This window comes from Pseudoalteromonas sp. 2CM41L (genome assembly GCF_023161905.1).
In the GTDB taxonomy this organism is placed as follows: domain Bacteria; phylum Pseudomonadota; class Gammaproteobacteria; order Enterobacterales; family Alteromonadaceae; genus Pseudoalteromonas; species Pseudoalteromonas atlantica.
The window spans coordinates 120,158-132,904 of sequence record NZ_JALNTN010000010.1; the positions used below are offsets into that span (position 1 = coordinate 120,158).

15 protein-coding genes are annotated in these 12,747 nt (G+C 41.8%); all 15 read right to left on the reverse strand.

Features of this window, described 5'->3' with window-relative positions:
* Positions 1 to 14: 14 nt before the first annotated feature.
* From MTF64_RS12915 to MTF64_RS12985, 15 genes are read right to left on the reverse strand one after another with little or no spacing between them, the layout of a single operon-like run.
* Positions 15 to 500, reverse strand: a complete 486-nt coding sequence (locus MTF64_RS12915) for an agglutinin biogenesis protein MshP (protein WP_248451641.1) — start codon at positions 498 to 500, stop codon at positions 15 to 17.
* Complete coding sequence (locus tag MTF64_RS12920; RefSeq protein WP_248451642.1) at positions 490 to 1,329, reverse strand: type II secretion system protein; 840 nt, start codon at positions 1,327 to 1,329, stop codon at positions 490 to 492. Before MTF64_RS12920 ends, MTF64_RS12915 begins: the two co-directional genes overlap by 11 nt.
* Positions 1,329 to 1,871 carry a prepilin-type N-terminal cleavage/methylation domain-containing protein gene (locus MTF64_RS12925; RefSeq protein WP_248451643.1) on the reverse strand — a complete coding sequence of 181 codons (543 nt, stop codon included), beginning with the start codon at positions 1,869 to 1,871 and terminating at the stop codon, positions 1,329 to 1,331. Before MTF64_RS12925 ends, MTF64_RS12920 begins: the two co-directional genes overlap by 1 nt.
* Positions 1,858 to 2,349, reverse strand: coding sequence for a prepilin-type N-terminal cleavage/methylation domain-containing protein (locus MTF64_RS12930; RefSeq protein WP_248451644.1), 492 nt, complete (start codon positions 2,347 to 2,349; stop codon positions 1,858 to 1,860). The genes MTF64_RS12925 and MTF64_RS12930 overlap by 14 nt, the downstream gene beginning before the upstream one ends.
* A gap of 8 nt (positions 2,350 to 2,357) precedes the next feature.
* Complete coding sequence (locus MTF64_RS12935) at positions 2,358 to 2,924, reverse strand: prepilin-type N-terminal cleavage/methylation domain-containing protein (RefSeq protein WP_055254599.1); 567 nt, start codon at positions 2,922 to 2,924, stop codon at positions 2,358 to 2,360.
* A 22-nt stretch (positions 2,925 to 2,946) separates the two neighbouring features.
* Positions 2,947 to 3,531: an agglutinin biogenesis protein MshB gene (locus MTF64_RS12940; RefSeq protein ID WP_248451645.1), complete on the reverse strand. Its 585-nt coding sequence runs from the start codon at positions 3,529 to 3,531 to the stop codon at positions 2,947 to 2,949.
* 5 nt (positions 3,532 to 3,536) lie between these two features.
* Complete coding sequence (locus tag MTF64_RS12945) at positions 3,537 to 4,754, reverse strand: type II secretion system F family protein (protein ID WP_096041080.1); 1,218 nt, start codon at positions 4,752 to 4,754, stop codon at positions 3,537 to 3,539.
* Positions 4,741 to 6,468, reverse strand: a complete 1,728-nt coding sequence (locus MTF64_RS12950; RefSeq protein ID WP_248451646.1) for a GspE/PulE family protein — start codon at positions 6,466 to 6,468, stop codon at positions 4,741 to 4,743. The genes MTF64_RS12945 and MTF64_RS12950 overlap by 14 nt, the downstream gene beginning before the upstream one ends.
* The gene (locus MTF64_RS12955) at positions 6,465 to 7,655 is read right to left on the reverse strand and encodes a tetratricopeptide repeat protein (protein WP_248451647.1); all 1,191 of its coding nucleotides are present in this window, start codon (positions 7,653 to 7,655) and stop codon (positions 6,465 to 6,467) included. The genes MTF64_RS12950 and MTF64_RS12955 overlap by 4 nt, the downstream gene beginning before the upstream one ends.
* The gene (locus tag MTF64_RS12960) at positions 7,652 to 8,554 is read right to left on the reverse strand and encodes an AAA family ATPase (RefSeq protein WP_096041078.1); all 903 of its coding nucleotides are present in this window, start codon (positions 8,552 to 8,554) and stop codon (positions 7,652 to 7,654) included. The genes MTF64_RS12955 and MTF64_RS12960 overlap by 4 nt, the downstream gene beginning before the upstream one ends.
* A gap of 2 nt (positions 8,555 to 8,556) precedes the next feature.
* Complete coding sequence (mshL, locus tag MTF64_RS12965) at positions 8,557 to 10,215, reverse strand: pilus (MSHA type) biogenesis protein MshL (protein ID WP_248451648.1); 1,659 nt, start codon at positions 10,213 to 10,215, stop codon at positions 8,557 to 8,559.
* Complete coding sequence (locus tag MTF64_RS12970) at positions 10,199 to 10,522, reverse strand: mannose-sensitive agglutinin biogenesis protein MshK (protein WP_004585744.1); 324 nt, start codon at positions 10,520 to 10,522, stop codon at positions 10,199 to 10,201. Before MTF64_RS12970 ends, mshL begins: the two co-directional genes overlap by 17 nt.
* Positions 10,500 to 11,180 carry an agglutinin biogenesis protein MshJ gene (locus tag MTF64_RS12975; RefSeq protein ID WP_248451649.1) on the reverse strand — a complete coding sequence of 227 codons (681 nt, stop codon included), beginning with the start codon at positions 11,178 to 11,180 and terminating at the stop codon, positions 10,500 to 10,502. The genes MTF64_RS12970 and MTF64_RS12975 overlap by 23 nt, the downstream gene beginning before the upstream one ends.
* Positions 11,177 to 11,776: a PilN domain-containing protein gene (locus MTF64_RS12980; RefSeq protein WP_248451650.1), complete on the reverse strand. Its 600-nt coding sequence runs from the start codon at positions 11,774 to 11,776 to the stop codon at positions 11,177 to 11,179. Before MTF64_RS12980 ends, MTF64_RS12975 begins: the two co-directional genes overlap by 4 nt.
* Complete coding sequence (locus tag MTF64_RS12985) at positions 11,773 to 12,705, reverse strand: hypothetical protein (RefSeq protein WP_054982911.1); 933 nt, start codon at positions 12,703 to 12,705, stop codon at positions 11,773 to 11,775. Before MTF64_RS12985 ends, MTF64_RS12980 begins: the two co-directional genes overlap by 4 nt.
* Positions 12,706 to 12,747: the final 42 nt, after the last annotated feature.

Sequence of the window (12,747 nt, forward strand, 5' to 3'; positions counted from 1 at the left end):
GAGGGTATATTTGCTCATGGTAGTGTTTTAGCCTCCACACTTAGAGTACGTTGGGTTTGCCAATATTCCTTTTGACATGCTGCACCGGCAGCACAATCATTGGCAGCGCACGTTGCAGAGCTTTGTAAGTAGTAAATATTAACAGTGCCAGAGCGGGTGCTGCTATCGGGTAAGGCTATGTATTCACTACAGCTCAGTTCAACCTCACAATTAGCTAGATAGAGGGTGCTAAAATTCCTACTGGTGGTTACTGCACTGCAAGTTTGCGCAGTGCTATTTAGTGCAAAAATTTCGCTTAAGCCGGTTTCTAATCCGCTTTGGGCTGCCATGTAAGCGCGCGCGCCGTAATACTCAATGGTATTTTGCTGCGCCGCACCCGATAACACTTTAGAAAGCACCAGCCCTAGTGCCAGCAAAGTGACAATGATCACCAACGTAATTATGAGCAAATTACCCTGCTGCTTTTTAGCAAAACTGATGTTGTTTATATTAGGGGACATTAGGCACATGCACCTCATGGCTAATACTTATTTGTTCGGTGTCGTTAAACCCCATTTGCGCAAACACATTAACAACCGCGCTGCGCTGTAGCGAAATCTCACTTAACGTAAAAAAGGCTCTGCTCGTTAAGTCATTGGCAATATAATTACTCATTAAATCGCGTTTAACGCCCGAGCTAACCTGTAAGCTGGCGGCGTTTAATTGGTTTGTAGTAAAGCCGTAGTGGCTATAGCGATACAGTGAATTACTTTCTACACAAAAGCTAACGGGCTGATCTAATAAATAAAGACGCTTACTCGGTGACTCTTGAGCAAATGCTTTGCTAAATTGCCATGTATCTAGCTCACTTGTAACGGCGCTGTAGCCGCTAACTTGTAGGCGTTTGTTTTGACTTTCATCGTATATATCGCTGCTATTTAATGGATAAATACTTGCCCAATCATTTATTTGTGGCTCAGTTAAATTATTAAGCGCAAAATTCACGGCGGTAATCTCAAAAGGGGCACTAGTGGGTAAGTAATCGGTATAATGAGTGGCAGATAAAAACGGCGTAAATTCTAAACATTGCTGCGTGCTACACGCTCCATTGCTGGCGTTATCACAATTTAAGCGCAGTGAGTTAGGGGTTGCGTGGCGAAGCTCTTTACTTAATCGGGTTAAAACAAAGCGACTTTGCGCCACCGCTTCTTGACGTTTCACGCCTTGGCTGTAAATATTAAATCCAGCGCTAATAAACGAAAATGACGCTACCGCTAAAATGCCAATAATTACCATAACAAGTAATAGCTCAACTAAGGTAAAGCCACGCTTTTGCTTTGCTCTATTCATTAGTAATTACCTTTATATGCACTAAAGCCGTACACTTGCCCCAAGGGTGAGGTTACTTCAATGGTAATTCGTTTAAAGGCAACGCCATCGTTATTGGTTGCCTCGTTTAGGTCGCTGTCGTATTGCACGTTCACAACCAGTGAAAAGTCGCTGTATTGCGCTAATGTATTCCCTAAACTATCACTAATAGGCTGCCCTGTGAGCGCAATGTAATCATCAACATCGTTAAAATTAGCCCGTGCTTCACCGCTATCAGCACCAAGCTCAGAATGAGTACTACAAGGCTGGGCCCCTAAGCTTGTTTCGGAACAGCGCCTAAGTGGTGGCGTGCGCTCGCTATGTTCATCAAATGATTTAGCTAATATTTCGTTCATTAATGCTTGCCCAATCTCTGAAGCCCTGAGTGCGACAATAGGCTCGGCACTTTGCTTTGCTTGAGGTGCGATAAGCGCTGTAATAATACTTAGCGCAATAGCAAACATTACAATGCCAATAATCAGCTCAATTAAGGTAAAACCTGATTGTATTTTAGGGGCAGGCATAAATAAGCCCTTCACCGCTAATACACACCGCGGCTAGACCCAGGTCAATTTTACATTGTACTGAGCAATTTTGATCTGCTCGCCCAAGTGGGTCAAAGTTAATTTGCGTAAACGCATTAGCATTGCTATCTAAGGCATTAAATCGTACGTCGCTGCGCTCGGTATTGATAGCAACAACTAAATACTCGCTATTATTGGTACTTGGGCCGCCAGTACAGGTTTCTGGCTCTGGCCCCGCAACCAAGGTAGGTGAAATATACAGTTTATGGCAGCTGCTTGTTGCAGTATTTTGCATCGCGCGTAATTGTACTGTGCGTAGGGCGTTTAATACCCTATCTCTGTATGAGTATGCTTGCTCTGTTGAACTTCCTAGCAACTTGGGCACTGCCGTTACCGACAGTATGCCCAAAATAACTAAAGTAATAATTAATTCAACCAGTGTGAAGCCACGCAATCGTTGATTACTACTGCTATTCATTTATGCAATTAACAGCCTTCTATAAAAAGCTCAACTTTAGGCGGCGTCACGTTCACTGGCCCAGTAGTCGCCGTTGCTTGAGTGTACTCAATACGACATTCGTCATCTGTAGTCGCATCCCCTGTTGCAGTATAGCTGTTTGGGTAAATAGTAACTTTTGGTACGGCACCAGCATCAGTAGTACCATTAGTACCATTAGACGTTTCTACAAGGTTAAAATCAGCAGAGTCATCAGCTGCAAATTCAACATCTAAAAAAGCCTCAAAAGCTGCTTCCGTCGCTGCAGGGTAGCCATAAACTATAGATACGTCTGCACCACTATCTACAGAAACCGAATCTGAAGCTTTTTTATGGGTACTGGCGATAATAGATTTACCATTTACGATATTCATACCACTGCGAATTGAGCCTTGTAAACCTTCGAGTGTAGAAGCGTTAGCATCACCCTGCAGGTTTAAAAAACGAGGGGCAGCGGTCACCGCTAAAATACCTAAAATTACAATTACAATTATTAGTTCAACAAGCGTAAAACCTGCTTGCTTATTCATTGGTTGTTTTAATGACTGCGTTTTCATAAGTAAGCCTCTTTATAATTACTTAGTTTTTAAAAATTTGCACTTTGCCTGTTGTTGGAAAGTACGAAAACCCCACTTTTTTAGCCATAACGGCGCCATCGGTAGGTAGGTTATTGGTGTTTAAATTATGAGTTAAATAATAAATACACTGGTTGTTTTTAGTGTTATAACGCACTAAATAACTCACCTTGGTTATTATAGAAACCTCGGTACTTAATGTGCTTGTAGGCGCATCTTGTAAAATTACACTTAATACTTTTTGGCATTGCAGTGCAGTCATTGCGCTGGCCCGCGTATCAGTATTAGTCGTTTTATCACCCGTTGGTGTGCCTCTGTGTCCATCGACACCAACAATGACACCTCCGTAATTAATATGTGTTGTATTATTAACGCCCTTTGGACGCCCCGATAATTCCCACTGACCTTTGACCATCAACACCGCAGAGGCAAATTCACCAGCCACCACATCCACACTCGCATTGTGTGCCTGATTTTTAATGCCTATGTATTGAGGTATAGCAAAAGCCATAATAACTGCCAGTAAAACAACTACTAAAACGAGCTCAAATAACGAAAAACCTGTTGCACGAACACGACAGTTAGTCACAATGGCTACCCTTTAATAGCCGACATCATGTTCCACATCGGCATAAAAATACCGAGTGCTAAAATAAGCACCATAATGGCAACAAACACCGTCAAAATGGGCTCTATTTTTGCGGTTAAACTGCGTAAATCGTAATCGACTTCTCGTTCGTAAAAATCAGCCGCTTCTTGTAATAACTCATCTACGCGACCGGTTTCTTCACCCACTGCCACCATTTGCAGTACCAACTGTGAAAATAGCTCGCTACTTCGCGAAGCCCGCAACAAACTGTCGCCTTTTTCGATATCTTGACGCATGGTGATAATGGCTTTTTCCATGTAGCTGTTATCAACTGCATGGGCCGTTAACGACAGCCCTGTCGTCATAGGGACGCCCGAGCGCAGCACCATGGCTAAACTTTGGCTATAACGGCCAAGTAAGGTGCGTTTTAAAATATCGCCTACAAATGGAATTTTGAGTTTGTGGTGATCCCACTTAAAGCGCCCAGCCGACGTATTTAAATACCGACGCCATGCAACGACTCCCCCCACTAACATTAGCGCTAGCAGCCACCAATAATTGACAAAAAAGTTACTGGTGCCAATGAGGATCTGGGTCATTAAAGGCAGCTCTGCATCAAACTTTTCGAACATGCTGGCAAAGGTTGGGATCACAAAAATATTTAATATGATCATCGCAACTAAAAGCGCCAAAATAACAAAAGTGGGGTAACGCATAGCGGCTTTTATGCGCTTACGAGTCTCTTGCTCTTTTTCAAAGTAAATAGCCAGTTGATAAAACGCATCTTCTAATCGTCCAGAGCCTTCTCCGACTTTAACCATAGAGATAGTTAAGCGGCTAAACACCTTGTTGTGTATAGCTAACGCACTAGAAAGTTCACGGCCTTGTTCGAGCTGGCGTGTTACTTCAAGCAACACACTTTTAAACTCTTTATTTTGCGTGGTATCAGCAAGCCCTATCATTGCCCTAATAATGGGGATCCCGGCTTTAAGTAAAGAATACATTTGCCGTGAAAACATGATCATGTCATCAAGGGTTATTTTTTCGCTAAATAAGTTATCGAATAACTTTATATTGTTTTTTGTTTCAACTAACGAAATTGAAATAGGTATGTACTGGCGCTTTAATAAGCTATCGGCCACACCGGCCTCATTATTTGCCTCAACACGCCCTTTAACCAGCGCACCTTTTGCGTCTTTGGCTTTGTAACTATAAAGCTGCATCGTCATCACCTACCACTTCAGGTACATATTCAGCCACTTTAAATACCTCATCTAACGAGGTAATGCCTTGCTTTGCATACGTTAAAGCCATATAAGAAAGCGGTGCAAAATTAGCGCTATTTTTAGCCGCTTCACCAAAACGCTGCGTGTCGTTAATACGCAGGGCATCCATCATAGCGTCGTTCATTTCTAACAGCTCAAAAATCCCCACCCTGCCTTTGTAGCCGCTATGGCTACATGCTGTGCAGCCTTGGCCTCGCCAAAACTGTGTGCTGCTAACATCTTCGCCTAAATAGGTAAGCCAGCTTTGTTCTTGTTTATCTGGGTGATACGGTGTTTTACATTCATTGCAAATACGCCTAACTAAGCGCTGAGCAATAATAGCGCGTAGTGAGCTTGCAACTAGATAAGCGGGTGCTCCCATATCAATTAAGCGCATTGCGCTTGATATGGCATCGTTGGTATGTAACGTAGAAAGTACTAAATGGCCTGTTAATGCAGCCCTTAGGCCTATATCAACGGTTTCTTGGTCACGCATTTCGCCAACCATAATAATATCGGGATCTTGGCGTAACGTGGTTCTTAATACACTGGCAAAATTTAAGCCTATTTTGTTGTTTATTTGCACCTGATTTACTCGCCCAATGCGGTATTCAACCGGATCTTCTACGGTAATAATTTTACTTTCTTGTTGGTTAAGTTCACTTAAAGCGCCGTACAAGGTGGTCGTTTTTCCTGAGCCGGTAGGCCCTGTCACTAACACCATGCCATGAGGGCGTTTTATAATGCTGCGCAGGCGTTTTAAAATATGCACCGGCATGCCCGTTTCATCTAACGATAAAAGCCCTGCAGATTGGTCGAGCAACCGCATCACAACTGACTCGCCATATTGCACTGGCATTGTCGATAAACGTACATCAATGCTGTGCGCGTGCACTTTTATATTAAAACGGCCGTCTTGCGGTAACCGCTTCTCCGATATATCTAACCCCGACATAAGCTTTAGCCTAAGTACTAAAGCAGAGGCTATTTTTACTTGGTTTAATGTGTGCTCTTGCAATACACCATCAACTCGTTGGCGAATGCGTAATAGCCTTTCATCGGGTTCTATGTGGATATCTGAGGCACGTACTTGTACTGCATCTTCAAATATAGATTGCAGTAGTTTTACTACGGTGGCGTCAGAGGTTTCATCTGCTAAGGAATTAAGATCAAACTCTTCTACGTCTTCGTATTCTTCGTGTAGCTTTTCAGCAAAGTTAGTAATCTCTTCTGTTCGGCGGTACACATTATCAAACGCTGCCATAAGCTGGCTTTCTTGCACAACAGCAAGCTCAATTCGCTTAGGGGCTAGCATTGGCGCTAACTGATCCAACGCTCTCAAATCAGCGGGGTCACTCATTCCTACTAACACAGAATCACCGTTATCTTCTATTACTAATGCTCGGTAGCGCCTGGCATAAACTTCTGAAAGTAATTTAGATACATCTGAAGATATTTTGCGCTGCGAAATATCTAAAAACGGTATTTGTAATTGTTGGGCTAAAAAGCGCAATAATTGCGGCTCACTTATAAACTCAAGCGCAATTAATGTAGCCCCTAACTTTCGCCCTGACGCAGCTTGCACATTGAGTGCTTCGCTTAGCTGTGCTTCGGTGATCATTTGCTCATGAACGAGTAAGTCCCCTAAACGCATTTTTAAACTGGGTCTCATACAGCCTCCTTCAATGCGACTAAGCGCTGTAGTGCATGTTGCGTCATTGCGGCATTTAAACCGCCTAAATCTAGGGCAACTTTATAAAGGTGCTTTGCATCTGCAAACTCCCCCAACGCATCTTTTGAAGTAGCTAACGCCAGCCACCATTTAGCCTGCTGAGGCTGAAGCTGTGTAAGCTGTGTAAAACTCGCAAGCGCTATTTGATGTTGCTGCGCATTTTGTGCTGCAGTACCTTTTAATACCCAAAACTCCAAGTTTGCTTGCGGCTCAAGTTCGGCTATGAGCAGTTTAAGTACGCCTTCGTACTCTTGTTGCATAATTAAAATTTTACTGAGCATTACACGCCACTGCACAACCTCAGGGTTTATTTTTATGCCAGCAACTAATAACTGCTGAGCCATAAGTACATCTTGTTGCTGAAAATACGTTGCCGCGAGTAAATTACGCGCTTCTATATGCTCAGGTTGTGTTTGTAAAATAGCGGTTAAATCGTTAATCGCATCATCATATAAAGCAAATTCCAACGCTTGTTTAGCACGCTTTAATTGCTGTGCTGTGCGCTGGTCTTTGCTTTGTTTAACACTGGTAGTTTTTACTAACTTATTTTCAGCGGGCGGCTGCTTAGCCTGTGTAATGCTTTTTACTGGTGCACTGCTTTTTGCTTCAACTGGGGTATTTATTTCTGTGCTAGTGGCTACTTTAGCGCTTGCTTCTGTGGGGCTTGCTTTTTTGCTCAGTAGCGCGGCTTTGTCTGTAGCGTGTAGCTGTATTACTTCGTCTTTTGGCTGATCAAGCAATGCGTTATTGCTTTGTACCTGCGCCACCTCTTTTTGCGTATCTGCATTAATATGAGCTGCTTTAGCGCCTGTGTTTTCTTCGCTTAATTGTTTTAAGGGCTTAATTACGGGGGTAATTTTAGCTTGGGCAATTTTAATCGGCTGGCTGTTATTATTAACCGCATATGCTTTTTCAGCCGTGTCCTTACTCGCTTGTGGTGCCTGTGCAAAAGGTAAATAAAGGTAGGCTGTAAAAATTAGTACAATCGCTAATAAAACACTCAGCACTTTAAATAATACATCGTGGTAGTCGCGTACAGGGGGAATATCGACCCCGCCACTTTGCTGATTACGCTGTGCAGTTTGGCGCTGGTCGATATTTTTTAGCATGTTATTAATAACACTCATAACCATTGCCTCCATACCCACATAACTGCAATAACAAAAACACTAATAGCTAATAAGCTGTAAGCCCAGTAATGGTTAGCGTGGTGCTTTTTGCAATCTTCGGTGTCTGCAATGGCAAGATGTATATGGCGCGGTGTTACTTTATTAAGGCCTTCACCGTATGCCTGCAGTAAAACTTTATGGCATAAGATATTGACCAAACGGGGAATTCCTCGACTCGCACGCGCTATTTTTAATCCTAAACGATTCGTAAATAGTGGTGGCTGATTAAAGCCTGCCACCTGTAAACGGTGATTAATATAATAAATAACTTCACTGGCGGTCATTGCACGCAATGAGTAGGAAAAGCTGATCCGCTGGCGTAGTTGCCTCACTTTACTATTGGCAAGTTTTTCATCTAATTCAGGTTGGCCAAATAGCACCACCTGAATAAGCTTTTCGGTTTCGGTTTCTAGGTTTGTAAATAATCGAAGCGCTTCAAGTGTATCCCAACTCAGGCACTGCGCTTCATCTATTAGTAGTACAACCCGTTCGTTATCTTCTTGCAGCTCTAATAAGTAATGGTTTATTTGCTGACTTAACGATTGTTGATCTAGGCTTTTATCTACCTCCATGCCTAGTTCTACAGCAATAGCCCAGCGTAATTCTTCAGGGCTTAAATAAGAATTAGGTAAATAAGCCACAAAGTAGTCTTCTTCAATTTGATTTAAAAGTTTTCTGCATAGTAAGGTTTTGCCTGTCCCTACTTCTCCTGTTACTTTTATAAATCCCTCCCCCATTTCTAGCGCTGTGGTAAGTACTTGCATCGCTTCGTGGTGCGGCTCAAGTGCACAAAAAAACTCGGTGTTTGGGGTTAAGGTGAAAGGCATTTCACTTAAATTAAAAAAGCTCAAATACATAGTTAGTTCTCATACCATGTATTTAATAGCGCGCGGCTATGAGCTTGTTGCTTTTTCCACGTGTCGGGCATCACCACCGTTGGCTTGATTAAAATAACGAGCTCTTTTTTCTCTTGACGCTTACTAATACTTTTAAACAAATTACCTAATATTGGCACATCGCCCAAAATAGGTGTTTTCGACTCTTCATCTTCTGTGGTGGTTTGCATTAACCCACCAATTACGACTATTTCACCACTTTGAGCGCGGATCACCGTATCAGATTCACGAATATTGCTTTGTGCAAGCGGCAACTCAAAACGCTGATCATCTAATGTAATCACCTTGAGCTGCTCTTCTGTTTCGGTTACCGATGGGTGAACGTGTAAAATAACTGAGCCATACTTATCAATTTGTGGTGTGACATCTAAGGCAATTCCCGAAAAAAACGGAGTTAAATCTATTTCTGGTGACGTAGTCGTTGAGGTGCCCGTTACTGTTGTGCTCGAAACGTTAGTAACAAAGTACTCATCTTGCCCCACTTTAATCACGGCTTTTTGATTGTTTGTTGCAGTTACACGCGGGTTAGAAAGCATTTGCAGGTCGCCCTGCGTTTCAAGCAAACTAATTACGCCGCTAAAGTCGCCTTTTTCAATCGTTAACGAGGAGACCCCTCCTAAAGTAGCTGAAATAGAATTACCTATGCTGCCTGCTGTAGTTGCAAACGACACCCCACCTTCTAACCCTCTAGAAATCCGCTCCCAGTTAACGCCTTGTTGGTATTCATCTTTTAAGGTTATTTCGACAATTTTAGCCTCAAGAATAACTTGTCGCTGAAGGTTTTCTTGGCTTTGACGTAAAAAGTCTTTTAACTGGTTTATTTCACTTGGTAATGCATTAACCGTAACCAAGCTTGCCTGTGGGCTGGCAACCACATAACGACCATCGTTTGAACCAATAAGCGATTTAAGAGCAACTTCAAGCTCCTTCCAAAAGTCGTTTTGGTTAATTGTTTGGATGCGAGAGCCATTTAGCTCGGTATTTTGATTATCGCTGCCAAACTGATTATTTTGGCTCGAATTATTACTACTGTTTGAGCTTGAATTTGAACTTGAGTTGTTTTGTGAAAACTGGCTCACTCCACCAGCAACAACACTTACCGTTGATTGCCCATGGCGCTGCATCATTAAATAATTAACCGGTATAGTTTCTGTGCGCATGACCGCTGGCAACACCTGCACAATACGACCTTCTTGGACAATATCTAACGGGTACATGCGTTTAATAACAGCTATAACTTCTTCAAACGTTACGTTTTTTAAATTTAAAGAAATAACTCCGCTCACTTGTGGGTGTACTGCCACGCTGTATGGAGTATCAGCAGTTAATCCATTAAAAAATGAGCTTATTTCTACCTCTTTTGCGGCTACATCAAAACGCTTTACAGCTAACTCATTTGTTAAACTTTGCTCGCTATTAAGTGATGAAAGTAAGCTTTGTGTAAGCGCGCTACTCACCTCTACCGGGGCAACACTTTTAGCATTATTGCTTACAGGAGCAAGCTCTTGTGCTATGTGTGGCTGAATCTCTTTTCCGGGCTTAAAACTATGGCACGCCGTTAAAAAAGGCGGTATTAAAATAAGCGCAAGCCATAGCTTTGTTATATTATTTTTTAATTTCATAGTCGTATAATTCTAATTTTATTTGCTTATCATCATTTGCTAACAACACTGAATTGGCGTTTATTGTTAGCACCCGAAATTCACCTATTACATCTCCTGGCTTATACACCTGCTTAGAAATAATCGCTTTGTATTGCTTTTCGGTTTTAATAATTGACTGTAACGACAGCGCTGTATTGCTAACTGCAGCGCCTTTTAGTATTGGTGCATTGCTTGGCTGAGTGGGGTCGCGCAGTATTTCAGCTGAACTAACAGAGAAAAAACACACGCAACATACAGACAAACTATAAAGCGATAAATTTTTCATTGGCACTCACCGTTGCTATTTGTAATGTTAACTCTGCATTTGGGTATGTTTGCACCTGATAGTTAAACTGCTGTATTAACAACTTTTGTTGGCTAGCTTTAAGGCCTTCTAAATACTGCTGTAAGCTAAAATAGCGCCCCTGCAAAGTAACCACCATTTGGTGTTCGAAAAACAAGGTTTGCGTATCGTGCTCACCGAGTTTTTCTACATCAATTGCTTTTGCTGGGTTTACTCTAAAGCCAACCACTTGCACATCGGGAGTATTTACTAATAAATCCTTTAATACAGCAGGTACTTTGTTTGCTGAAATAAAGCCTTGGCTAAACGTGCTTAACTTATTATTTATATCTTCTAGCTCGCGCTGGGTTTGCCCTACCTGATTTCTGAGTACTTTAGTGTAGTCATGCTCTAATGCCTGGGTAAGCATAGAGAGCTGTGCTTCATTTTGATTGAGTTTTTGCCACAATGTATTTTGTTCCACGCGTAAACTATTTACTGCATCTTGCTGTGGAAACACCACAAACCATAAACCTAAATAAACAATAAGAAACAAGCCAACAAACAGTACAAAATACTTTTCCCGCTGCTGTAATGCCGCAAATTGTGCTTGGTATTTAACGAATAATGGCCAGCCTTTATTTTCATTTTGCTCATTCATTGTGCTACCTCACTTGAACTAAGTTCTGTAGCCACATTAAACTCGCTCACGCCATCACTGCTCGACAGCTCCAGCACTGAAAACTCCTTCCCTTTAAAAAAGCTCGATTGCTTAAGATTAGCAAGCCAAATAGGTAAAAATTTAGCTTGCTGTGTACGTCCTTTGAGCATTACTTTTTGGCCTTCAAATTTTATCTGATCAAGCCAAATTTGCGGCTCGTGGTACGCTGCCAAATCGCGCATCACATCGGCATAATCCGTTTTCGTGTGCATGGATGTGTTTTCTAAATAATCAAACACCTGCTGTTTATGCAAAATTTCTTGTTGCAGTACTTTTAGCTCACCTATCAAATGCGATTTATTTTGTTTATCAGCTAATCGCTGCTTTACCACGTTTAATTGCTGCTGCGTTTGCTTTAGATAAGCTTGGCTTTGTGTAAGTAATTGCTGGCTATTGTGCTCTTCGTATAAATAAAACAACCAAGTTAATGCAACCACTAGCAATGTACCTAGCCACAGCAACAGCATTCCTTTAAAGGGCACGGGGTCGCGCCTAACCCTAATGGCTTTTTGGTAAAAATTAATCCGTGTTTTCATAGCACTGAGTCCGGATCGGTTAATTGGTACGCTGCGCCTAATGCGTAATAAAAGCTTGGTTCGAGATCCTGTGCTAAATCTATATTAGGTTTAAAATCAACAACCTTTACTTGCAAAAATTCTGCAAGGCCAGCCCTTAATGTTAAAGACGATAAATCATCGCAATGCAGCTGAATGCTTCTGATAGGAGGCTGTTTTAGTTGGCTTTCAAAAAAATCCATTGAGCGTTGGATCTCAAGCCCTAAGGCTTCAACCAAACCGTGTGTACGCTCTTTATCTGAAATGCCTAAAAACCCGTTTAAACGCCTAGCTAATAAAAGCTGACCATCACGAATAATTAAAATACGCGGCTCATGCCCTGCATGTTGCACTATAAGCATGTGCGCGCTTTTATCTTCGCCAAACAAGGTCACTAAAATCATTTCTTCCGAGGTCATTGCTCTGAGCACAGGCTTTATTTTTGAAAAGCTATCAATAAAAGGCAGTAACTGTAGTTTATTAGTAATAAACACATTCATTTTACTGCTTTGCATAGGCTGAATAATGGGGTAATCGATAAAGTCGGCAACAATGTTCTCTGGTGGAATATCAACTAAGTCTTTTGTTGTCCATGGTAGGGATTGAATGATCTCTTCGTCACTCAGCATGGGTTTATCCATTTGCACTATTTGATAAAAATAATGAGGAACCACTAAATTTACAGGGCACACCTCAGCGCAAACTTCATTTGTGCAAGTTGCAATAGCGACTGTATAATCCGTTTGGTCCTCTACATTCACACTGTGTGAGTTATGTACGTACCACTGCCCTTGATTTTTTTTTAAACACACCGCGTTTACTGTATCTGCATAAGTAGCAATACCAATCGCTGTGCTTGAGTCTAAACTGCGATTTAACCAAGATAACAACGAAAACAGCTTTTTTTTCATATAGCTACTATTGTTAATAAGAGATTAATTAAGTGTCGTACA

Coding starts and splice junctions, on each gene's coding strand:
- MTF64_RS12915 (WP_248451641.1), bottom strand. CDS start 500: ATGTCCCCTAATATAAACAACATCAGTTTTGCTAAAAAGCAGCAGGGT.
- MTF64_RS12920 (WP_248451642.1), bottom strand. CDS start 1,329: ATGAATAGAGCAAAGCAAAAGCGTGGCTTTACCTTAGTTGAGCTATTA.
- MTF64_RS12925 (WP_248451643.1), bottom strand. CDS start 1,871: ATGCCTGCCCCTAAAATACAATCAGGTTTTACCTTAATTGAGCTGATT.
- MTF64_RS12930 (WP_248451644.1), bottom strand. CDS start 2,349: ATGAATAGCAGTAGTAATCAACGATTGCGTGGCTTCACACTGGTTGAA.
- MTF64_RS12935 (WP_055254599.1), bottom strand. CDS start 2,924: ATGAAAACGCAGTCATTAAAACAACCAATGAATAAGCAAGCAGGTTTT.
- MTF64_RS12945 (WP_096041080.1), bottom strand. CDS start 4,754: ATGCAGCTTTATAGTTACAAAGCCAAAGACGCAAAAGGTGCGCTGGTT.
- MTF64_RS12950 (WP_248451646.1), bottom strand. CDS start 6,468: ATGAGACCCAGTTTAAAAATGCGTTTAGGGGACTTACTCGTTCATGAG.
- MTF64_RS12955 (WP_248451647.1), bottom strand. CDS start 7,655: ATGAGTGTTATTAATAACATGCTAAAAAATATCGACCAGCGCCAAACT.
- MTF64_RS12960 (WP_096041078.1), bottom strand. CDS start 8,554: ATGTATTTGAGCTTTTTTAATTTAAGTGAAATGCCTTTCACCTTAACC.
- mshL (WP_248451648.1), bottom strand. CDS start 10,215: ATGAAATTAAAAAATAATATAACAAAGCTATGGCTTGCGCTTATTTTA.
- MTF64_RS12970 (WP_004585744.1), bottom strand. CDS start 10,522: ATGAAAAATTTATCGCTTTATAGTTTGTCTGTATGTTGCGTGTGTTTT.
- MTF64_RS12975 (WP_248451649.1), bottom strand. CDS start 11,180: ATGAATGAGCAAAATGAAAATAAAGGCTGGCCATTATTCGTTAAATAC.
- MTF64_RS12980 (WP_248451650.1), bottom strand. CDS start 11,776: ATGAAAACACGGATTAATTTTTACCAAAAAGCCATTAGGGTTAGGCGC.
- MTF64_RS12985 (WP_054982911.1), bottom strand. CDS start 12,705: ATGAAAAAAAAGCTGTTTTCGTTGTTATCTTGGTTAAATCGCAGTTTA.